This window comes from Arthrospiribacter ruber, assembly GCF_019343195.1.
Classification (GTDB): Bacteria; Bacteroidota; Bacteroidia; order Cytophagales; family Cyclobacteriaceae; genus Arthrospiribacter; species Arthrospiribacter ruber.
Genome location: NZ_RPHB01000002.1, coordinates 163,846 through 184,935 on the forward strand (window position 1 = coordinate 163,846; position 21,090 = coordinate 184,935).

The 21,090-nt window shown below is 37.4% G+C and carries 23 protein-coding genes; 19 read left to right on the forward strand and 4 right to left on the reverse strand.

Annotated elements, in window-relative coordinates; translation table 11 throughout:
* Positions 1-376: 376 nt before the first annotated feature.
* On the reverse strand, positions 377-751 hold the full coding sequence (locus tag EGN73_RS03715) for a DoxX family membrane protein (protein ID WP_219287135.1): 375 nt from the start codon (positions 749-751) through the stop codon (positions 377-379).
* Positions 752-868: 117 nt separating this feature from the next.
* Here EGN73_RS03715 and EGN73_RS03720 point away from each other — a divergent pair, with 117 nt between their 5' ends.
* The 6 genes from EGN73_RS03720 (at position 869) to EGN73_RS03745 (ending at position 5,950) form a co-directional block, all read left to right on the forward strand.
* Positions 869-1,213 (forward strand): winged helix-turn-helix transcriptional regulator, encoded by a 345-nt coding sequence (locus tag EGN73_RS03720; protein ID WP_219287136.1) that lies wholly within the window; start codon positions 869-871, stop codon positions 1,211-1,213.
* Between the two features lie 224 nt (positions 1,214-1,437).
* Positions 1,438-2,313, forward strand: coding sequence for an AraC family transcriptional regulator (locus tag EGN73_RS03725; RefSeq protein WP_219287137.1), 876 nt, complete (start codon positions 1,438-1,440; stop codon positions 2,311-2,313).
* 79 nt (positions 2,314-2,392) lie between these two features.
* Positions 2,393-3,103: an FAD-binding oxidoreductase gene (locus EGN73_RS03730; RefSeq protein WP_219287138.1), complete on the forward strand. Its 711-nt coding sequence runs from the start codon at positions 2,393-2,395 to the stop codon at positions 3,101-3,103.
* A 57-nt stretch (positions 3,104-3,160) separates the two neighbouring features.
* Positions 3,161-3,577: a Fur family transcriptional regulator gene (locus EGN73_RS03735; RefSeq protein WP_219287139.1), complete on the forward strand. Its 417-nt coding sequence runs from the start codon at positions 3,161-3,163 to the stop codon at positions 3,575-3,577.
* A 65-nt stretch (positions 3,578-3,642) separates the two neighbouring features.
* Complete coding sequence (locus EGN73_RS03740; protein ID WP_219287140.1) at positions 3,643-5,673, forward strand: heavy metal translocating P-type ATPase; 2,031 nt, start codon at positions 3,643-3,645, stop codon at positions 5,671-5,673.
* A gap of 76 nt (positions 5,674-5,749) precedes the next feature.
* Positions 5,750-5,950, forward strand: coding sequence for a winged helix-turn-helix transcriptional regulator (locus EGN73_RS03745; RefSeq protein ID WP_343207087.1), 201 nt, complete (start codon positions 5,750-5,752; stop codon positions 5,948-5,950).
* 79 nt (positions 5,951-6,029) lie between these two features.
* Here EGN73_RS03745 and EGN73_RS03750 read toward each other — a convergent pair whose 3' ends face one another.
* The 3 genes from EGN73_RS03750 to EGN73_RS03760 all read right to left on the reverse strand — a co-directional run bounded on the left by EGN73_RS03750 (position 6,030) and on the right by EGN73_RS03760 (position 8,640).
* A complete protein-coding gene (locus EGN73_RS03750) occupies positions 6,030-6,947 on the reverse strand; it encodes a helix-turn-helix domain-containing protein (RefSeq protein ID WP_219287142.1) in 918 nt (305 codons plus the stop codon).
* Positions 6,948-6,965: 18 nt separating this feature from the next.
* Positions 6,966-7,709: an Atu4866 domain-containing protein gene (locus EGN73_RS22475; RefSeq protein ID WP_246611462.1), complete on the reverse strand. Its 744-nt coding sequence runs from the start codon at positions 7,707-7,709 to the stop codon at positions 6,966-6,968.
* An 82-nt stretch (positions 7,710-7,791) separates the two neighbouring features.
* Positions 7,792-8,640, reverse strand: coding sequence for an SDR family oxidoreductase (locus tag EGN73_RS03760; RefSeq protein WP_219287143.1), 849 nt, complete (start codon positions 8,638-8,640; stop codon positions 7,792-7,794).
* Positions 8,641-8,937: 297 nt separating this feature from the next.
* Here EGN73_RS03760 and EGN73_RS03765 point away from each other — a divergent pair, with 297 nt between their 5' ends.
* From EGN73_RS03765 to EGN73_RS03825, 13 genes are all read left to right on the forward strand, one after another.
* Positions 8,938-10,215, forward strand: coding sequence for a leucine-rich repeat domain-containing protein (locus tag EGN73_RS03765; RefSeq protein ID WP_219287144.1), 1,278 nt, complete (start codon positions 8,938-8,940; stop codon positions 10,213-10,215).
* Positions 10,216-10,227: 12 nt separating this feature from the next.
* Positions 10,228-10,449 carry a hypothetical protein gene (locus EGN73_RS03770; protein ID WP_219287145.1) on the forward strand — a complete coding sequence of 74 codons (222 nt, stop codon included), beginning with the start codon at positions 10,228-10,230 and terminating at the stop codon, positions 10,447-10,449.
* A gap of 566 nt (positions 10,450-11,015) precedes the next feature.
* Entirely contained in the window at positions 11,016-11,564 is a 549-nt protein-coding gene (locus EGN73_RS03775) for a DinB family protein (protein WP_219287146.1), read from the forward strand.
* Between the two features lie 80 nt (positions 11,565-11,644).
* Positions 11,645-11,812 carry a hypothetical protein gene (locus EGN73_RS03780; protein WP_016254637.1) on the forward strand — a complete coding sequence of 56 codons (168 nt, stop codon included), beginning with the start codon at positions 11,645-11,647 and terminating at the stop codon, positions 11,810-11,812.
* 697 nt (positions 11,813-12,509) lie between these two features.
* On the forward strand, positions 12,510-12,965 hold the full coding sequence (locus EGN73_RS03785; protein WP_219287147.1) for a DUF6326 family protein: 456 nt from the start codon (positions 12,510-12,512) through the stop codon (positions 12,963-12,965).
* A 624-nt stretch (positions 12,966-13,589) separates the two neighbouring features.
* Positions 13,590-13,781, forward strand: a complete 192-nt coding sequence (locus EGN73_RS03790; protein WP_219287148.1) for a hypothetical protein — start codon at positions 13,590-13,592, stop codon at positions 13,779-13,781.
* Positions 13,782-13,802: 21 nt separating this feature from the next.
* Positions 13,803-14,315, forward strand: a complete 513-nt coding sequence (locus tag EGN73_RS03795; protein WP_219287149.1) for a GNAT family N-acetyltransferase — start codon at positions 13,803-13,805, stop codon at positions 14,313-14,315.
* 651 nt (positions 14,316-14,966) lie between these two features.
* Positions 14,967-15,347 (forward strand): hypothetical protein, encoded by a 381-nt coding sequence (locus EGN73_RS03800; protein ID WP_219287150.1) that lies wholly within the window; start codon positions 14,967-14,969, stop codon positions 15,345-15,347.
* Positions 15,348-15,817: 470 nt separating this feature from the next.
* Positions 15,818-17,674: a transglutaminase-like domain-containing protein gene (locus EGN73_RS03805; RefSeq protein WP_219287151.1), complete on the forward strand. Its 1,857-nt coding sequence runs from the start codon at positions 15,818-15,820 to the stop codon at positions 17,672-17,674.
* A gap of 57 nt (positions 17,675-17,731) precedes the next feature.
* Entirely contained in the window at positions 17,732-18,217 is a 486-nt protein-coding gene (locus EGN73_RS03810) for an RNA polymerase sigma factor (RefSeq protein ID WP_219287152.1), read from the forward strand.
* Positions 18,207-18,773, forward strand: a complete 567-nt coding sequence (locus EGN73_RS03815; protein ID WP_219287153.1) for a hypothetical protein — start codon at positions 18,207-18,209, stop codon at positions 18,771-18,773. Before EGN73_RS03810 ends, EGN73_RS03815 begins: the two co-directional genes overlap by 11 nt.
* 133 nt (positions 18,774-18,906) lie before the next feature.
* Complete coding sequence (locus EGN73_RS03820; RefSeq protein WP_219287154.1) at positions 18,907-19,620, forward strand: Crp/Fnr family transcriptional regulator; 714 nt, start codon at positions 18,907-18,909, stop codon at positions 19,618-19,620.
* Between the two features lie 189 nt (positions 19,621-19,809).
* Entirely contained in the window at positions 19,810-21,078 is a 1,269-nt protein-coding gene (locus EGN73_RS03825; RefSeq protein WP_219287155.1) for an alginate export family protein, read from the forward strand.
* The last annotated feature ends 12 nt before the right edge of the window (positions 21,079-21,090 follow it).

Genomic DNA, 21,090 nt, shown 5'->3' on the forward strand with positions numbered 1-21,090 from the left:
TATTAGATATTATTTGTAGCAATATAGTAAAATTGCTTAATGGCTAGGACATGGGGTAGGCTCATATTTTGTCCAGTTCTTTAAGAAGTACACAGAGAAATCTCCAGTTACATATAACGATTTGGATTAGCAAATCTTCTTTATAGGTAAATGGAGTTTTTTTCCTATTTTGTCTAGGTCGAATTCCAATGGATGTGATTTTTTTATCCACACCCTAAGTAACACCTCTATTCATTTATAGAACTTCAATTTCTTTGATGGAAATTATTTGCTAATATATTGCCTGGGCTCAACAACTATTTCATCGGGTCCTTTCATCCTATGTTCAATAAATTGGAGTTGGGCATGGTACATAATTTTACCCAACTCCATTATATTATTTGATAATAAATAAAAACCGACTCCAATTAGCTGCTATCACCCAAATATTGATTGCAAGAAGCACTAAAGCTATTCCAATACCTGCTACATCATGCACCAAATGGTGGACAAAAATACCGACCATAACAGGAAAGATAACCAAGGCACCCAATGCCCTGGTTTTGGGCACTGTAATTAATATCCCCGCTATGATTTCAATTACCGCCACCAATGGGAAAATCCATCCTATTGTCATAAAACCACTCATTAGCTGCACCATTTCTTCAGACAACTCAGGCATGGGCATGTAGTTGAAGAATTTGTTTAAACCTGAGTTAAGCATGATAATACCAAACAGCGCACATAATACAGTTAGAACCTTGTTTTTCATTTTTCTTTTTGATTTTCGTTAGTTAATGATACAAATTTACCTAACTTTGATTACCAAATGTAATCAGATACCTTAAGGTAATCAGTTACCTTTGGGTAATCACCAAACCGGAACGGGATGAAAAAATTAGAACATCATGAGTGTAAATCTGCCTTATTGCCGGTAAGGGACACGTTGGATATTATCGGTGGAAAATGGAAGATTTTAATTTTGATATCGATATGGGAAGGCAATAAGCACTTTCGGGAAATTGAGAGAAGTATCCCCAAGCTAAGTACCAAAGTACTTTCCAGTGAATTGAAAGATATGGAGGCTAATCAATTAATCACACGTACCGTTATCAATGGTTTTCCAGTACGGACTGAATATGAGGCAACAGCATATTCTGAAACGCTAAAAAGCGTCATCGCAGAATTACATTCCTGGGGCGTGAACCACCGAAAGAAAATTTTGGGGCAATAGTTGTATCAGTAAACAGTTTAATGAGTGATTGTAGATGTTCAAAGCTCAATTCATATGCAATTTCACTTATGAATAAGTTGGTTTGATTCCAAACTTATCTGCCAAAGAAAACAAAATATGCAGTTTCCATCTTCCTTCAACTGCCTCTTGAATTGACAGAATTTTTTTGGCTCAACCACTATCTGATAAGATATTATTATTGATTTGGTAAAGAAGTTTAAGCAATGCAAAAAAAGTCAAAGCCTATTCCTGTAAATCCTATGTTAGCCGATTTCGGAACAGGCATTTTTGTAGGCAGAATGTCCAGCGAAGATTTTAAGTTATTCGAGCAGTTTGAAGAAATTGACAATATAAAGCAATCGCATCGGGATGAATATCATTTGTTCTTTTTACAAGAAAAAGGGACAACAACTATGGAGATTGACTTTCAGGAATACACTATAAAGCCTTCATCTGTTGTTTTTATTCATCAAAATCAAGTTCATAGAATATTGTCATTCAATAATGCAAGCGCAAGTATTTGGACAATCATCAATGAAAATATAAACCCCGAATACCTGAAATTATTGGAAGATATAACGCCAGTCAAACCTTTACGATTAAATCAAGAATCGTTTTCGATTCTTACCGAAGCTGTATCGTTTTGCCTGAAATTGGCTGAACGTAAAAACGAAAAACTATATTACCCTTTGCTAAAAGGCAGTTGCAACACCTTAATCGGACTTGTAATATCACAGTATTTAGTCCAATCGAAACCATTTGACAAACTTTCACGCTATGAAATTGTTTCAAAAGCTTTTAAGGCATTGTTGGAGCAAAATTTTGTTTCTGCCAAACGACCGACAGAATATGCCCGACTATTAAATATTTCCTCACCTTATTTAAACGAATGCGTAAAAAACACCACGGGATTATCTGTTTCTCAACATATACAACAGCGTGTCGTTTTAGAAGCCAAACGCTTGCTTTATCATTCCAATATGTCGGTAAAAGAAATTGCCACAGAACTAGGTTATGACGACTACCCTTACTTTTCAAGGCTGTTTACTAAAGTTTCTGGAATGACCGCTTTGGCGTTCCGAAACAAAAACCACGATTAGTCCAATACTTACCGTATTCTTGCATTGTTTGAAATTTTCAATCGTTGTTCCTTTGCATTGAATTAAAATGCAATAAACAATGATTTCAAAGATACCAAAATGGGTGGGCGATTTATTCGGAAATGCAATGCGACCTAATGTGAAAGTTTTAGAAACTTCATACATCAGCCCACAGGTAAAGAAAATTCGTTTTCAAGGCGATATATCAAAATGGAGTTTTCAAATCGGTTATGCGAGTGTTGTTCGTGTAAGCGAAACCGAATTTAGAAATTACACAGTTGCTTACCACGACACAAAAAACGGAATTTTTGATATTGTTTTTCATATTCACGGCCAAGGGGTTGGGAGCAAATACATTGGTACATTGCAAACCAATGACGAATTGTTTATTAGTCCACCACGAGGAAAGATATTATACGACCCAAGCGTAAAACAACAATTCTTTTTAGGCGATGAAACTTCGTTGGGCGTTGCTTGTGCGTTATTCCTCCTATTGAAAAAAAATAACCATCAATTTCAATTCTATTTTGAACTGGTGGAACAGAACAAAAGCGTTCCCGAACTTTTGGGATTAGAAAACTTCACTGTTTTTCCAAAAAATGGTTCATTCAGAAATGAAAAATGGACAAGCAATTTGCCTTTGTTCAAAACTGAGGAATGGAATGCTGCCAATTTTGCGTTAGTCGGGAATGTTAAATCAGTTCAGACATTCAGAAAAGTCCTGAAAAGCAAAACCCAGGGAAATGTCTATTCACAAGGATATTGGCTTGAAGGGAAAAAAGGGTTGTAACGACTTGAATTTTCTACTGTGATTTAGATTTAAGAAGAGACGACACAGTAACAGACAATGGAAAAAAAGAAATGTGAGCAAATATTAGTAAGCAAAAAAATTAGCCCAACAGCTATGCGGATACTTACTCTTGACTTTTTGTTGGAACAATCTGCGGCAGTTTCACTTTCCGATATTGAGAATTATTTCTTTCACTCCGACAGGATTACGCTATACAGAACATTAAAAACTTTTGAAAAGAAAGGGTTGATACACAGTATTCAAGAAAAGAATACAACCAAATATTCCTTGTGTCAGGATGCTTGTACGGAGGGCTTTCATCAAGACAATCATCTTCATTTTTACTGTACACAGTGTAAGGAAACAGTTTGCCTTGAACAAGTAGACTTGTCCGAAATTCAAGTCCCTTCAAACTTCAGCTTGCAACAGCTCCGTTTTTTTGCCAAAGGAATTTGTGATAAATGCAATGGCTAAACAATGCAATACCATTGCACCGCACTTCATTATACTTTTGTTCTATCGATTTAATTTCTAAAAAAATGGAACATAAACATAATTACGATACACAAGACGAACAACTTTGCTGCACATTGGAAGATAAAATCTATACTAAAGCAGGGTCAGAAGATTTAACCAAGCAACAGCACGAACATAACGATGATGACGGACACGACCATAGCAAAAGTAGTTTGATTAAAACGTTCTTACCAAGTATTGTTTCATTGGTATTGCTACTTCTAGCTATTGCATTGGATAATTGGTTTCCACAGCAATGGTTTACAGGTTGGGCTAGGATTGTCTGGTATGTGGTAGCTTACATTCCTGTCGGCTTGCCAGTATTGATAGATGCGGTGAAAAGTATTGCCAAAGGAGATATTTTTTCAGAATTCTTTTTAATGGGCATTGCCACTATCGGGGCGTTTGCCATTGGCGAATATCCTGAAGGGGTCGCCGTAATGTTGTTTTATGCCGTTGGCGAAGTGTTTCAGTCATTGGCAGTAAAAAGAGCCAAATCAAACATCAAAACTTTGCTTGACCAACGCCCTGATGAAGTTACTATTTTAAAAAACAATCAACCACAAACCGTAAAGGCAGAAAATGTACACATTGACGAAATTATCCAACTCAAACCCGGGGAAAAATTGGGTTTAGATGGAGAGCTTTTATCAGAAACGGCATCATTCAACACCGCAGCTTTGACTGGGGAAAGTAAGCCTGATACCAAAGCCAAAGGCGATACGGTTTTAGCAGGCATGATAAACCTGAACACCGTTTCACAAGTAAAAGTAACCACAGCCTATACAGACAGTAAACTTTCTAAAATTTTGGAATTGGTACAAAATGCCACTTCTCAAAAAGCACCAACAGAGTTATTCATCAGGAAGTTTGCAAAAATCTACACACCTATCGTAGTGTTGTTAGCCGTTGCCATTTGCGTATTGCCCTACTTTTTTGTAGCCGATTATCAGTTTTCTGATTGGTTGTACAGAGCTTTGGTTTTCTTGGTTATATCGTGCCCTTGTGCATTGGTCATCAGTATTCCATTGGGTTATTTTGGTGGCATTGGTGCAGCAAGTAAAAACGGAATACTGTTTAAAGGCAGTAATTTTTTAGATGCCCTTGCCAATATTCAAAATGTGGTAATGGATAAAACAGGCACAATGACCGAAGGAGTTTTTAAGGTGCAGGAAGTTGTTTTTGATAAGTCATTTGATCAGTCGGAAATACTGCAAATGGTAAATACCTTGGAAAGTCACAGCACACACCCAGTAGCCACTGCCATTCAGGAATATGTTGGTACTGTAGACCACACTATCCGATTGCAAAATATAGAAGAAATTGCAGGGCAAGGACTCAAAGCGGATGTAAACCTTTCAGCCGGACAGGCAGGTGGAAAAGAATTGTTGGTTGGAAATTTTAAGTTGATGAACAAGTTTTCTATCGCTTACGATCTCGCCCTGAATACCATTGTTTACACCACAATTGCTGTGGCATACGATAAAAAGTTTGTGGGCTATATCACGATTGCAGATAGCATAAAAGAAGATGCCCAAACAACAATTGATAAACTAAAGGCACTTCACGTAAAAACCACCATATTGAGTGGCGACAAATCAACCGTAGTGAAATTTGTTGCAGAAAAATTGGGGATCAATAATGCGTTTGGGGATTTATTGCCCGAAGACAAAGTCAATAAAGTAAAAGCGCTGAAGGCAAAAAATGAAAGCGTTGCCTTTGTCGGGGACGGCGTAAACGATGCACCAGTAGTAGCTTTGAGTGATGTAGGTATTGCAATGGGTGGTTTGGGAAGCGATGCCACCATTGAAACGGCAGATGTGGTAATACAAGACGATAAGCCAAGTAAAATTCCTGTGGCAATCAATATCGGCAAACAAACCAAAAGAATAGTTTGGCAAAATATTTCAATGGCATTTGTTGTAAAAGCCATTGTATTGATACTTGGTGCCGGTGGATTAGCTACAATGTGGGAAGCTGTGTTTGCTGATGTAGGGGTGGCATTATTGGCTATTCTGAATGCCGTACGAATACAAAGAATGAAGTTTGACTAGCAAAAAGAAGGAAACAGTTTCAATCCACTGATATCGCAAATAATGCAGGTGCCAATTTAAGTAATGGTGGTGCTGGATTCCCAAGCTAAGTACCAAAGTATTATTCAGCGAGCTGAAAGACATGGAAGCCAATCAGTTGATTACACGTACAGTCATCAACGGTTTTCCGGTAAGGACTAAGTACAAGTCAACAGCATATTCTGAGACCCTAAAAAGTGTAATAGCTGAATTGCATGATTGGGGAGTGAATCATCGAAAGAAAATATTAGGAAAGTAGTTATATTGTAAGACCATCTTTGGAATCATTTTAATAAAAAGATCTTATACTTGGATGGATGTTACTATCATGATATTGATCAGTTAAAAGAAGCCCTAAACTGAACAGGTGTTTGATTGGTTTTTTGCTTGAACAATTTGCTGAAAGATTGAGGGTGCTCAAAACCCAACTCGTAAGCAATTTCGCTTATTGAATCGTTTGTAGTGCTTAAGCATTCTTTGGCATATTCCACTATTTTGCTTTGAATGTGCTGCTTGGTGTTTTGCCCGGTATGAAGCCGCAGCAGACTGCCTAAATAATTTGGGGAAATATTAAGTTGGTCGGCAATAGTTGTCACCGTCGGAATGCCGTTTTCCAATAAATTACCACTTTCAAAACAGTGGGAAAGTACCTTTTCAAAACGAACCAGTATTTCATGGTTAGATTTCTTCCTTGTGATAAACTGGCGTTCATAGAACCGCTCAGCATAGATTAGGAGCAATTCTATTTGGGCGACGATGAGTTCCTGGCTGAATTTGTCGATATTGGACTGGTACTCCTGTTTTATTTTCAGGAGAATTTCGACAATAACCTTTTCTTCTTTATCCGAAAGGAAAAGTGCCTCATTCACTGCATATTGGAAAAAATCATAGGATTTAATCTTTTTCACCAATGAAGTGTCCCACAAAAAATCAGGGTGGATAAGCAGTAGCCAACCTGTATGTGTTATTTCCTCTTCTACCGGTTTGATTTCGACTTTCAAAAATTGTAAGGGTGAAATAAAGGTCAGCAACCCTGAATCAAAATCGTACTGCTGCTGCCCATAATTGAATTTGGCATTGACATTCCGCTTTAGCCCAATGGAATAAAAGTTCTGGATCCATTTCAGTTCACTATCGTCTACAGGATAAGTGACCTTGCTGTAATCAATCAAACTGATCAAAGGGTGCTCAGGTGGGTCGAGCTTACAAAATGTATGAAACTCGGACAATGAATTAAAGCGGAATGTCTTTCCCATAATTGCTAATTTACTTTCTTATTTTTCTTTGTACAAAATCATACCTGCGTGGTATAGGACACCCTCTTTGAACTCACCATCAGCGACAAAGCCCGTGTCATCTTTATAATTGATATGGTTTCCAGAAATATCATATGTGCCTTGGTAGGCACTCTTCCGCTTGCCCCGAGCTTCATCGTAGCGATTATTGGGCAAGAGTTCATGGCGTATATAACCATCATTGGTCACCCACATACCAATATACTCCTTTGTTTCTTCAATAGTTGTTTGCATCGTGTTTGATGTATTTGTAAATAAGTTTTCCAATGCTTGTGTATCCAGAAAAACTACTGCTTTTACAATTTTCCCTTTATTGAATTCCAGTTTCCAAGCATATTCATTATGGTAAATTTTCCCAGATTTGGTACTAGCTGTCCCTAGCCAGTGCAACCAGACAGTTTTTCCATCTACACTTATGTCAATGAGCTCTGGTTTTATTGTTGTAGTCAGTTGATCGTTGATTGGGATTACCGCCTTTTTCAGAAATCCCTGCTTTCCTTTGTAGCTGCCAGAAAAGATCCCACTACCAGAAACCCTCCACTCAACATGTTCATCCAGGAGGTCAAAGAAATTTCCCTTTCCCTCCTGCCATTGCTCAAAGGCTTTGGTAACTGTCATTTTATTTTCTTCCGTACCAGAATTCCCTTGCGCTGAGCCAGTTTGAAAATGAAACAGCATTCCTAAAGAAAAGAGCCCATAAATTATCTTCATTGATTTGTCCATTAAGATTTTAAAATCCGGGGCTACATAGCCCTGAATTTTTTTTTTGACATTTGGGAGGTAGCTGTAGGCCATGCTTTTAAATTTAATCGTTGGAAAAAGCTGTTGAAGTGGCAAGCGCCTCATGTTCCTCCATTTCTTTTTGGATCAGTGCTATTTTCTGATTGGCAAATAGGTTGGCGTCTTTTCCCATGAAAAAATGAACAGGTGGCTTTCTTTTCTTGCTTAATGCAATCAGTACATCCGCTGCTTTCTCTGGGTCGTTTGGTTGGTTATCGTTTATCTCTTCCAAATGCGTCTGTTCCATCTCCCGGGCAGATTTATACTCTGGAATTGGATTTGAGGCTGTTTGTATAGAACCTTCCTTTAAGAAATTTGTCCTGAAATAGCCTGGATATACCAATGTGGTTTGGACGTTAAATGCTTTCATCTCTTCAGCAAGGGCTTCGGTAAACCCAGCCATCGCAAATTTTGTGGAGCAATAAATTCCGAAGCCTGGGAAATTGCCAGTGTATCCGCCTACAGAGGAAATATTGAAGAAATGTCCCGATTGTTGTTTGCGGAAATGCGGAGCCACGTGTCGGATGACATTTAGGGAGCCGAACACATTTACCTCGTAGTTGTGCTTTACCTCCTGATCAGAAAGCTCCTCCAAAGTACCTATCAAACCAAAACCAGCATTGTTTACCACTACATCAATTCCTCCGAAATGATTGATGCAATCAGCTATGCAAGCTTTTACATTTTCATTGTCCGTCAGATTCATTTCTAGTGGAAGAAACGATCCAGACACATCCCCAATTTCTTTGATCAATGATTCCATGTTACGGGAAGTTGCCGCAACAGGGTAATCATTTGCCAAGAGCTTTTTTACCAATGTCAGCCCCAATCCTTTTGAAGCCCCTGTGACAAACCATACTTTTTTTGTTTCCATTATTCTTTAATGTTTATAGTTAAATGATGGAACAAAGATGATGGGAATGAAAATGGACTACCTAACCAAATCAATGAATGAAGTAGTCGTTTCGTGGATTTGGGGGATTTGTCATTTGAAAAAAAGTGTCAAATTAAAAAACTTGCTTATAGAAATTGTCAAAAATTCCTTCCAAAATTATTGACATATGCAGTACAATATATTAAATTAAAAGATTAATTATAAGGTATAATAATTTAGGCTGAAAACTTAAATTGTAATTTCACACCTTAAAAAAGACCTGATATAATTACCATCATGAAAAATTTCTTTAAAATTATCTCTGTCATTTTTCTTTTTGCCTGTGATGAAATAGAAGAAACTTATGAATTACCCTTAGAGCTTAAAATTTTTCATTCATTGGAAGAAGCACTGGAAAATCCAAAGTCTGCAAAGCAATTATCAATCAATGTAAAAAATGAGGGAGACCTCACTACACTACCAGAGGAGATCGGGAAAATGGAAAATCTGGAGGAATTAATCATTTTACTTCCAAACTTGACAAAGTTGCCAGAGTCGATAGGTAAATTAGAAAACCTTAGAAATCTTTCTATAACAACTGAAAATTCTTTATTAGAAATTCCTGAAAGTATTGGAAACCTTTCCAAGTTACAATCTCTGATAATTTGGGGTGGAAATTTTGGGCATTTCCCAGAAAGTTTAGGGAAACTTTCAAGCCTTCGTCACCTTCAAATCTGGGAATCAAATCTAGTTGGATTACCTCAGAGCATTGAATATTTAAAAACACTTAGGGAATTGGGAATTTACAGGTCAAATTTGGAAAGTTTACCTTCTCAAATGGGTGGGATGGAAAACCTCCAACAGCTAATTATTCACGAATGCAAATTGGAATCTGTACCAGCTGAATTTGGATTGTTGAAAAGCCTTAAAAGTGCTGACTTTTGGAAAAATACAATAGCCTCTTTTCCTATTGACCTATCTGGAATGGAATCTCTTGAGCGCCTGGATTTATCAAATAATAATTTGATTGAATTCGGAGCAGACCTCAGTCCGCTACCCAATTTAAAGACAATTATTTTGAACCATAATAACCTTTCGCAGTACCCTGTTGGCATTAAAGATTCCAAAGCCCTAATCGAAATTGCATTGGCATACAATCCAATTCCGGAAATTCCCCAAAACATCTTGACAAATACAGAATTACGAAATATTGTTCTTTCGGGAACCGCAATTAATACATTGCCGGATTTGAGTTCATTGTCCCGCTTGATATCCCTAAGTCTAAATGATATCGAGGGCTTGGAATTGAATGACCATATCTTTGAAAATAAGAATTTGGGATCTCTTTATATCAATAATATTGGTTTAAAAGAACTCAGCCCTAAGATTGGGGAGCTTTCAAAACTCAATACACTATGGGCAACTAATAACAAATTGACCACATTACCTGAATCCATCCAAAATCTTCAAAACATACAAACATTGGTTCTGGAGAACAATAACTTTGATTGTGAAGAAATAAATCGGATAAGGTCACTTGTGAATACTCAAGTGGCTTACGCTTCTTGTAATTAGTAATTAATATTTTTGTTACCCTTTATTTCTAAATTAGAGGTAGGTCAACAAATCATCTATAATGACTTGAAGGACGAGTTTGATGAACTAGGTGAACTAACGGGGGGCTTGAATAAAAAGAATTGGCTGCTGCAACTTCAAGGGAAACTGATTTCAATTGGTTTAGGTAATTTAAGTGAAGAAGTAGTAAAAATCATAGAGGAGACATTTGGAGGCAACCAAATAACACAATGATTTATTTAATCTGGACGATACTTCTTTCACCAATTTTATGGTTGGTCAGTCTTGTTATTTTAAGTAAATGGAGACATTTCTGGAAATTCTTCTGGATCAATGTTGTAATCATTTTAATTTATCTCATAGTTCTCATTAACCCTGAAATTTCTAGCTTTGGTCACGATGAATACGGCTTAAAAAGGTTTGTCCATATAATAATGGCATTCTTCTTACACATTATTCTCGGTGGAATTTTTGCCTTCTATAAGGGAAGAGGCTTAAATGAAAGCCCGTAATTAACGTACTGGTTTCATAATAAGGAATAGCTAAAATGCTTCAGGCGATTCGTTGCACTGGATTTCATCTGCTGCAAGACTGGTATATTCAGGTCTTATTTCATTGGAGGATTCTTTTACAATCTCACTTTGGTTTTCCAGGATATTTCCATAATTTAATTTATTCTGATTTGATAAATCCTTAACTTTAAGGATACATTACTACATGTAGCCGCTGGTTTTTCACCTCTTTATTTGATCCCTGCTTTAGTCAGGAAGGCGGCCAATCCTTAATATTCCCCAGTCGAAATGAAACACCTCATTGCTTACCTACCGTTATTTTTGCTATTGTTCAGTTGTGAACCAAAAGGCCATTCTGAAAACGAAAGAGCTGAAGCTTTTTTTGACCATAGAACTGCCATTTTGGAAACCTCTGAGCGATCAAAGGATTACACCTTGACCATTTTAGACCAAACCCCTGATAGCCTTTTTGGATACAGGCCAACCGAGGAGATGTTTTATTTTTCACAGCATTTTATTCATAGTGCCGAATTTGCCTGCGATGTATTGGGAGGCACCCTTGGTTTTGAAAGTCCCTACAAGGATTACCGTCCTGCCCCAAACCTTTCAAAGGAAGACACCAAAGCCGAAATATTGCGAATGTATGCCTTCATTGAAGAAATTGTAAACGAAATGTCTCCTGGGGATTTTGAAAAAGAGGTGGAATTTGGAGGTGAAAGCATGGCCGCTTGGAGGGTGTTTCAGATCGTGGAAAACCACAAAGTCCACCACAGAGGATACAGTATCGTGTACCTGAGACTCAACGGCATAGCCGTAAAAGGATATCTTGGAGCTTAAAAGGAGCAAGGCTGTGGCTTTGGGAGTTTCTCTATTGCTCAAATAATCTTTCAAATATTCCTCAATCTTTAATTTGAAGTATGTGTAAAGAAAAATTAATCACGGGGATAAAAGTCGCTCAACAAATGAGTAAGGCAAGGAATATTCTAAATAGTCAGGTAATTCCAAGAGAAGAGTTATTCCAAATTCGTAAAAAAGAGGGCAAATTAAGTCAGGAGCTTATTACAGCTTTAAAGACAAATGCCTGATTTTACAATTATAATATGATCCAATGGAGCAGGCAAATAAACCTTTGCAAATTGAAAAAGAAAAGTTGGTACTTATGATGGTTAAAGCTCCCCCATATTTCGGTCACAGGTTGCCTGAAATTTGAAAACCAATCTGGTTAAAATTAATAATCCGAACATTATCTGACCCGAATTTCTTGATCTAGGATCATTTATAATATTCTGCAGCATAGACTTTCCAGAATTTGACCTCAATTCGGCCCATACTGTAAGCTCCTCCCCATCTCCCCTACCTCAAAGCTACAGCTAAGCTACATCAAAGCCGGGGATACTGGGACTTTTGGGTGGAGAGTTAATATTGGGAGGTGAATATCTTGAAACCCTATAACCGAATCTAAAAAATGCTGATTGCTTATTTTTCAAAAATCCAGATACATATATAATCAATTCACCTGTGCGTACCTGCACAGTGGTTTGAGCAGTTTCGAACAGTGTTTGTCAGAGACCCGAGTGATTGGTATTCTCAAAGGCTTTCTCTTGCCTTGGCACCAAAATAGATATCCTATATCAAAATAATGATTCAAACCCTCCAAAAAATGAATTGGCAACGTTTTCTTCACATCAAATACTTAAAATGACTTTACATTGCAAAAAAAGCGGAACATGCCAAATTCTGTTTTTTATAATCGACCAAAAAACAAAAACCAAACTACAGCACATGACACAGATCAAACCTAAGAATTCTTACCAATTAGAAAACGATAAAATTAATATTAAAATAAAGCTGGCTGCACTTTGGACAACTTTAATGTTTCTTTATATCTATGCTGATTATTTTCAACTTAAAACTCCGGGGACAATTGAAAATATAATGAACCTTAAGACGCCAGTTGGACCTACTACTCCAGGCTTATTGATTATTTTCTCAGTCCTTTTAATTATTCCTTCTTTAATGATTTTTCTTTCTATTTTTTTTAAGCCACAATTAAGTAAGTGGCTTAATATCATATTCAGTTTAATCTATGGAGCCATTTCTATTCTCATTATTGTTTCTGGAATGGGTGATAAATGGCAAGCATTTTTTGTGCTCTATAATGTAATTGAAGTTTTTATTTTTATTATGATAATTTGGCAAGCCTGGAATTGGCCAAAGACGGAAAAATACGAAAAGTAGCCAGGTAGATGGGAAACACTCAAGACAATCAGCACGAGGCTTCTTTCTGATTTATTTAGGCTAAATTACCAAGTAAAGGGCTCAACTAGATTTGGAGGGAGGAATGTATAGGTTTGAAAGTGTAGCTTTGGCTGTGTCTGATGAGATTTGAAACATTTACGATTTATCATCAGCTATTGATGAATTAGAGAAGTAAATTAGCTTTTAGTAAATAGTGTACGAATAATTCCAAGCTGTAGGGTTTTGTTAGCTTGGTCCTGTAGATACGTTCTTTTGTTTAAGCCATGCAGCGTCCAAAAAAATCTATCAGAAAAAAAGAAGAACACAGGCAAACTTTCCCAATGAAAAAAGTGAAATAAAGAGCGGACGCACCGTCGAGGACTTATTTATGTAACATGTAGCTTTTAAAGGCATTTATAATTTCAATAGCCAAAAGAGGGCTTCAGGTGATTCATTGCATCTTATTTCACCTATTGTTGGACTGGTTTCGCCCGGTCCTACTTCTTTAGTGGAGCCTTGGGATCCAAGTGACAAGATAAGGTATATACTTCCAAGATCTGACATTGACCTTCCATGAATCTTTCACACTTCTACTTTTTCTTGATTTGATAAACCTTCCATTTAGTGCCAAAAGCTCCGGAATCAGGGGCTTTAAAGATTTGTATCGGTGATATTACCCTTTACAGGGTATTTTTTGGGAAAGAGGAAATGGGTAGGTTTGGGAATTCAGATATAGACGCCATCATGGCATCTATCACTCCGAATCGGTATGCGAGACGCTTTAGTGGCGTGAAAGAAAATGTTGTATACCTTTAACCATTACACAGGCAACGAATTATGAACATTAGACGAGCCGACAAACGAACCGACTACGACAAAATTTGGGACATTTTTAAAAATGTAATCTCAACTGGCGATACTTATGTTTTTGACCCTAACACGTCAAAAGACAGTTTGCTTAAACACTGGTTTGCTGACTATATGGACACATTTGTAGTGATAGACAATGACGAAATTTTAGGGACATACATTATCAAACCCAACCAAATTGATTTGGGCGACCATATCGCTAATTGCAGCTATATGGTAAATCCAAAACATCACGGACAGGGAACGGGCAAACTACTTTGTGAACACTCCATAAGATACGCAAAGGACAAAGGATATTTAGGCATACAATTCAACATTGTGGTAAGCACAAATGAAGCCGCTGTTAAATTGTGGCAGAAATTCGGGTTTGACATAATCGGCACCACACCAAAAGGGTTTCGCCACAAGGATTTCGGCCTTGTTGATACTTACATAATGTTTAAAGACTTACAAACGAATGAAAAGAAAAGCGGCATATAACATTTAGGCAATTAGGGAAAATCCATTATAAATAATCCCACATAGATACATTGATGGATCAGGGATTATTATAGATAATGTATTTGGTTTTTTAATGGCAACTACCGATTTACGGGACAAGTTATGAATGCATAGCATTTGTCTAGTGACTGTCGTATGTACCTATGGCGTATTAGCTGACATCCGCAGGGTGAAGGGCTTGCTAAGTGAATAGTATGCTGACTGGTGAATTTTTGGAAGTGGTTGTTTTAGTTTTTCTGGATTCGATAAATCTTCCATTGAGTGCCAAAAGATCCGGAATATCTCCCCTCCTATTTTAGGGGGTCAATATCAGCCGCAATATCCAGCATTAGTCAGAATTAGAAAATCCAGTCGCATATTCTAGAATATTTACTGTTCCGCTATGCTCAACATTAAAAGAGCTTTCACTTCTCCTCCACTCAAAGGTCAATAGCTTGAATTATGTTTCATATCATTTAAAGCAGCTTTAAGCTGACCTTATAACTATAAAAGTTGTAGTAACAAATTATTCTTAATATCATTGTAGTAAGCTTAAAGCTGGCATTTGAACAATGAGAAATAAAAACATACTCAACTCAATCAAACTTTAACCTATTTTATAAGGTTTTCAGAGATAAAAACAAATATCATATGCTTCTTGAATTAAAAATCATAAAAAAACTAGGACCAATTAACAGTTTTATTATTTCTTTATTTTTGGCAGCTACACTAATTATTTCTGCAACATCTTGTGTCCAAAATGAAACTGAACCATTGTTAGGAGATATATTAGTTGAAGTAACAAGAACTAATAGTGATTTAGAAGGTGTTGGTTACAGAGTATATTCTGAAGCATATCTTTCCGCAACGTCTAATTTCCCTCCTTTATTAACAGGAACCATATCCAACAGAAGAATAGAAATAAAAGGAATTAATCCAGGTAATTATATATTAGAATTGAATGCTGGAACAAGGTGGAGAATATTTCTTCAAGCAACAGCAGGACAAGAACGACGTTTTGTTATAAATTAGATGGTAATAAGATAAAAGAAAAATAAAGTACGATTGCCTAATAATGGTACTGTCTTAAATACCAAGAAATTTTTAAAGCTTTTTAAAAAAATTACAATAGCGAAAATAGGGCTTCAGGTGATACTTTGCAGATAAGCATATTGATTTTTAGCTGATACTCCAATCATTCCCTCCCCTTCTCCCCTACCTCAAAGCTAAACCAAAGCCGGGGATACTGGGACTTTTGGGTGGGGAGTTAACATTGGGAGAGATATATCCGACACGCTTTACCTGATCTTAAATGTTTTCATAGATTCCTGGATTTAAGACACATAATCCTGTAAATCAACGCAATAAATATATTTTTGGGTATCCCACGTGTATAAAGAGATAAAATTGTCAAGAAAAAAATTTGAATTTGCTGTAAGGATTAGGTTCCTCCTATCACTAATGAAATAAAACAAAATCTAAAACATTTTAATCAAAGTGATATGAAAAACATAAATCTACAAATTCTATTGTTTTTTTCTCTTTTAGTGTTCAATCCAGCCAAGGGGCAAATGAGTGAAAGATGGTATGAAGTGTCCATCGCAGGAAGCCCTGTAGGCTATATGCTCGAAAAGAACGAAGTATCTGGCGACGAAAACACTTCCTTTATAGATATGAATATCAGTATTGGGAGATTGGGCAGCAGCGTCAATATGGAAACCCGGACTACTCAAGTTGAGACGGGAGGGAAACTCAAATCCATATATTCTGAATTGTATTTTTCCAATGAGAAGAAAGTGGAATCTGTACAGGTGCTGGAAGACCATCTGATAATCGGAACCCAAGGAAGTTCCCGTACAATACCACTTGACACTGAGCTTACAGGAACCAAACTATTGGAGGATTTAATCATTGATCAAATAATGAACGGCCAGGAAAGCATTAAATACACCATTTATTTAGTGGAAATGGGGATGTTTATGAATGGGCAAATTGATTTTAAAGGTACTGAAAAGATAAAAGTCAATGGGTCGGAATTTGATGCCATTTTGTTGGAGGAACGTTTCAAAGAATTGCCTTATGTAAAAAAGAAGTGGCTTAACCGGGAGGGAAAGCTCCTGAAAAGTGAAGAGCCCAATCCTTTTGGTGAAATGATTGTCACTTGGAGTACCAAAGAAAAGGCATTGAGCGCATTGAATAACAGTGTTGACCTTCCTGAAGAACAATATGGTAACTCTATGGCATATTCAAATTACAGGTTGTCCCAGCCTCGCAACATTTCCTCAATAAAGCTTAAGATTACCCATAAAAGACCTGAATTTGGATTTCCTGATTTTTCAGGGGACTACCAACATGTTGTAAGCAGTTCTGATGAGGAAATTGTCCTACAAATAAATAAAGGTGAATTTGGAGATAAGAGATCCAAACAAGCTGATCTTAATGAGTATTTAGCCCCTAATGCCTATACGGATAATAGCGATGAATTGATAATTGAAAAGACCAGGGAGGCAATAGGGAATGAAAAAGATGATTGGAAAAAAGCCGTTTTGATTACAGAATGGGTAAGGGAAAACATGAGCTTCGATGCAGGTATTGCCCTGGCAGATTCCAGAGAGGTAATCAGAGATCTGAAAGGTACATGCGTGAGTTATGCCATACTTACGACTACCATGAGTAAGGCTGCCGGTTTGCCTGCCCGCTTCCTGATGGGCTATGTATATGTAGATGGAGCTTGGGGTGGTCATGCTTGGTCTGAGGTCAACATAAATGGGCAATGGATTCCTATTGATGCAGCCATTCCAAACGATACCAATATAGCAGATCCGGCACGTTTCTTTATGGTCCGCTCTTCACTGAAAGACGGTATAGGATCAGCCAATATTGCCGGTATGCAGTTATATGGAAATATCGGTGTAAAAATATTGGAGTATAGTTTTGAAGCCGAAAAACATATAGCCTCAGAAAAAGCCTACATTTTGGATAAGGGTACATACACTAACCCTGGGATTCATTTCAAAATGAAGCAAATATTAGGGTATCACTTTTCTGATTTAGATAAGTTTTATCCAGAAAATACCATTTTGAAGCAAATTAACGGTTCCTCAGAAATTGCTGTAAATCATTGGACTTATGGTACAGTAGAGGATGCCCAAGGCAGCATTAAAAGAATACACAGGCTCGCCGAAAATGGCAATAGCCCAAAAGCTTTTAAAACAAAAGAGTATGAAGGCTTAAAACTTACAGGAACTGATTCAACTATGGCTATTTTGAAAGTGAATTCAAAATCATTTTTCACCTTGACAGCTACAGGGCCAAATCATCAAGAGCTTTTGTTAAAAGCACTGGAGGCAATTAATTAATCAGATAAGGAAAAGCTAAAAACACCTATTCGGCAATTGGATAGGTGTTATATTTCTATGAGTTTGCAAGATAGGTTTTTAGAAGAAATTAAGTCCAATCATCGGATCATCCGTAAGGTCTGTTTGGTATATGCCAGGACCAAAGATGATCAGGAAGACTTGTTTCAAGAATGTTTGTACAATGCCTGGAAAGCATTTCCCGGATTTAGAGGAGATGCGAAATTTTCATCCTGGCTCTATAGGGTTTCGCTCAATACGGCATTGTACCATAAACGAAAAAGCCAATCTGCTTATTTGGAAGTAGATTTTGATTTGGCGCAGTATCCATTCGTTGAACAAAAGGAAGAGGACAGCATGGCACAGCTATATCAGGCCATAGCAGTACTCAATGCAGTTGAGAAATCTATTATTTTACTTTACTTGGAAGATTTGTCGTATAGAGAAATAGGTGAGATAACTGGCTTTTCAGAAACCAATGTTGGAGCCAAATTGAGCCGAATTAAAGGAAAACTTAAAACTATTATCATCAAAAATGGATCTTGATCAATTAAAAGACGTCTGGAAAAAAGCTGAGCTACAAGCTGCAACAGATTCTGAGGAAGAGCTAAGACTTAAGTTGCAGAAAGTAACAAGTACGGAAAGTAAACTTAGAAAATATTTCCGCTTTGAAATTACTATTGCCTTATGTGCCATTGTTTTGATTTTGGCAATCATTTACTTCTCCGATGATTTAGAACCCTTCATTTACAAGTTATTTTCAATTGTTTTCTTAGGTAGTATACCAGTAACAATCAGACTGTATCTGAGTATGAAGCGGATTATTGGCATTAAATACACTGCTCAATTGAAGGAAAGTATTACCGCAGCCAGAGACCACCTTAAAACTACTATTACACTTTATTATGCATCGATAATGGTTACTGTAACCGCATTAGTTATAATGAGTTGGTTTGACAATTTCTTTTTGCAACTTCCTTTAGCATGGAAGGTTGGTGTCATGGGCTACCTTTTCATTTTTCTTATAGGTTCAATAAGGTTAGTAAATAAGTATTACGGAAGCAGACTTAAAGAACTTCAAGCTTTATTGAGAGATATGTAATTGGAATCGAAAAATGCCCCGGGCGTATTTGGGTGTCTATTAACCTAAGTTTACCAACATTATTTTTATCCGATCGGAAATTGTTTTTACGTAATTAAATACGTATTATTACGTAATTTTAGTTGTTTCAATTATGAATTCCTATAAGCCACATTGTAATAGCTGTTACAATGAACAGTGTGTGATCAAAAAAAACAGGCTGAACGGCAACATGCCGGAATACCTTGAGAATAAAAACACAATGCATTGTAAAAAGGGGCAAAACTTTATTTTAGAGGGAGCTCCGGTCCAAGGTTTGTATTTTGTCCATAGCGGTAAGGTCAAGGTTGCCAAAACAGGATTCAACGGAAAGGAACAAATTGTCCGATTTGCCAAAGATGGAGAGATCATAGGCCACAGGGGGTTTGGAGTAGGAAATTTTTATCAGATCTCTGCGGTAGCCATGGAAGATACGGTATTGTGCCATTTTTCTACCACGCTGCTTCATGAAATGCTCCAAAACACACCTGCGCTCACTTTTGACCTGATGTTGTTTTATGCAGAGGAACTTAACCGGTCCGAGACCAAGGTCAGAAAATTTGCACAAATGACCGTAAGAGAAAGGGTGATTGATTCCCTATTATATATCTACCGGAAATTCGGCCAAAGCAAGAACCTATTTGAAATACAGTTGACGAGAAAGGAAATCGCAGATTTTGCCGGAACTACTGAAGAGCAGGTAATCCGGATTATTTCTGCTTTGAAAAAGGAAAAGCTGATCTTCACACAAGGCAAAAAAATTGGCATTGAAAACGTAGGAATACTGAAAAAAGAAATAGCAGAGCATCATTTTTTCCTTGATAGTTAAACTTCCAAAATTGAACTGAGAGCCACTTTTTTAGCAAACCCTGCGTTATAGCAGGTTTTTTTATGGGGTAAAAGACGGAATTAACCTGTGTAAATCCATGAGACACTTAATCTACAGTACGTAGATTTGTGCAACATGTAAGTAATATTACTTACTAAATTTTATCTCAAACCATCCAACCTATACACCATGAAAAAATTACTTTACTTATCTATGCTGCTTGTTGGCCTTATAGGGAATAAGGTATCTGCACAAGTAACAATTTCTGCGGAGGTGAGACCCCGTACCGAATTCAGAAACGGTTTCAAGACTCTGAGGGAAAAGTCTTACGACCCTGTCTTGTTTACAGAGCAAAGGTCCAGGATATACATGGATTATGCTTCAGAGAATTTCAGAATGATGGTGTCTTTTCAGGACATTAGAATTTGGGGCGAAAGCCCACAGATTTTCAAAACAGAATTAGGGAAAACATTTATAAATGAAGCCTGGGGCCAATACTATTTCAATCCCGAGTTTTCACTTAAGGTTGGTCGCCAGATGATTTCCTATGACAATGAGCGGATCTTGGGTGGCCTGGAATGGGCCCAACAGGGTCGAAGACATGATGCTGTATTGTTTATTTATGAAAAAGCTGAATCTAGGACCAAGCTTCATGTCGGTGCAGCCTACAACCAGGACAGCGATGTGCCGGAACCCAGGTTTTATCAGGCACCCGGAGCATCATTTTATAATGTAGCAGGCAATTATAAGACCTTCCAGTATGCTTGGTACAATAAATTGATGGATAATGGTAGCCTTTCCCTCATTGCGATGAATGTAGGCATTCAAAATGCCGACTCCACAGTTTCTTTTAAGCAGACATGGGGTGCCCATGGATTTCAAAACATAGCCGGTGTCAAATTCGGGGGAGATTTTTTCTACCAGACAGGAAAGCAGGGATCGAGGGATGTCCGGGCCATGCTGGCCGGCATCAATGCTACTGTAATAACAAAATTGACCCCCCTGACATTGGGAGTTGAATACATCTCAGGGGACAAAGACCCAACGGATTCAAGAATTACTGCCTTTAGTCCTGATTTTGGTACCAACCATGCCCACAACGGCTTTATGGATTACTTTTTTGTCGGACCAGAAAACGCCTCTGTAGGAGTCACTGATTTTTATTTAAAATCAAGCTTTCCACTCGCCGGTGGTGTCCTGAACCTCAATATTCATGAGTTTTTGACTGGATCAAGCCAGTTTGACCAAGAAGGGGTCAAACTGAACAGGACCATGGGGACAGAGGTAGATTTGGTATTTGTAAAACAGCTTAAAGGTGGTGTCACCTGGCATTTGGGTTATTCCCAGATGTTTGCCACCGAAACCATGATGGCGCTGAGAGGTGGTGATAAAAGTCTCATTCATAATTGGGCCTGGACTATGATCACCTTCAAGCCAACGCTTTTTTCAACCAAATAACCCTAGACTTTC

Bases quoted from the DNA above. Each gene is read 5' to 3' on its own strand.
- EGN73_RS03715 (WP_219287135.1), bottom strand. From the start codon at position 751: ATGAAAAACAAGGTTCTAACTGTATTATGTGCGCTGTTTGGTATTATC.
- EGN73_RS03720 (WP_219287136.1), top strand. From the start codon at position 869: ATGAAAAAATTAGAACATCATGAGTGTAAATCTGCCTTATTGCCGGTA.
- EGN73_RS03725 (WP_219287137.1), top strand. From the start codon at position 1,438: ATGCAAAAAAAGTCAAAGCCTATTCCTGTAAATCCTATGTTAGCCGAT.
- EGN73_RS03730 (WP_219287138.1), top strand. From the start codon at position 2,393: ATGATTTCAAAGATACCAAAATGGGTGGGCGATTTATTCGGAAATGCA.
- EGN73_RS03735 (WP_219287139.1), top strand. From the start codon at position 3,161: ATGGAAAAAAAGAAATGTGAGCAAATATTAGTAAGCAAAAAAATTAGC.
- EGN73_RS03740 (WP_219287140.1), top strand. From the start codon at position 3,643: ATGGAACATAAACATAATTACGATACACAAGACGAACAACTTTGCTGC.
- EGN73_RS03750 (WP_219287142.1), bottom strand. From the start codon at position 6,947: ATGGGAAAGACATTCCGCTTTAATTCATTGTCCGAGTTTCATACATTT.
- EGN73_RS22475 (WP_246611462.1), bottom strand. From the start codon at position 7,709: ATGGACAAATCAATGAAGATAATTTATGGGCTCTTTTCTTTAGGAATG.
- EGN73_RS03760 (WP_219287143.1), bottom strand. From the start codon at position 8,640: ATGGAAACAAAAAAAGTATGGTTTGTCACAGGGGCTTCAAAAGGATTG.
- EGN73_RS03765 (WP_219287144.1), top strand. From the start codon at position 8,938: ATGAAAAATTTCTTTAAAATTATCTCTGTCATTTTTCTTTTTGCCTGT.
- EGN73_RS03775 (WP_219287146.1), top strand. From the start codon at position 11,016: ATGAAACACCTCATTGCTTACCTACCGTTATTTTTGCTATTGTTCAGT.
- EGN73_RS03780 (WP_016254637.1), top strand. From the start codon at position 11,645: ATGTGTAAAGAAAAATTAATCACGGGGATAAAAGTCGCTCAACAAATG.
- EGN73_RS03785 (WP_219287147.1), top strand. From the start codon at position 12,510: ATGACACAGATCAAACCTAAGAATTCTTACCAATTAGAAAACGATAAA.
- EGN73_RS03795 (WP_219287149.1), top strand. From the start codon at position 13,803: ATGAACATTAGACGAGCCGACAAACGAACCGACTACGACAAAATTTGG.
- EGN73_RS03800 (WP_219287150.1), top strand. From the start codon at position 14,967: ATGCTTCTTGAATTAAAAATCATAAAAAAACTAGGACCAATTAACAGT.
- EGN73_RS03805 (WP_219287151.1), top strand. From the start codon at position 15,818: ATGAAAAACATAAATCTACAAATTCTATTGTTTTTTTCTCTTTTAGTG.
- EGN73_RS03810 (WP_219287152.1), top strand. From the start codon at position 17,732: ATGAGTTTGCAAGATAGGTTTTTAGAAGAAATTAAGTCCAATCATCGG.
- EGN73_RS03815 (WP_219287153.1), top strand. From the start codon at position 18,207: ATGGATCTTGATCAATTAAAAGACGTCTGGAAAAAAGCTGAGCTACAA.
- EGN73_RS03820 (WP_219287154.1), top strand. From the start codon at position 18,907: ATGAATTCCTATAAGCCACATTGTAATAGCTGTTACAATGAACAGTGT.
- EGN73_RS03825 (WP_219287155.1), top strand. From the start codon at position 19,810: ATGAAAAAATTACTTTACTTATCTATGCTGCTTGTTGGCCTTATAGGG.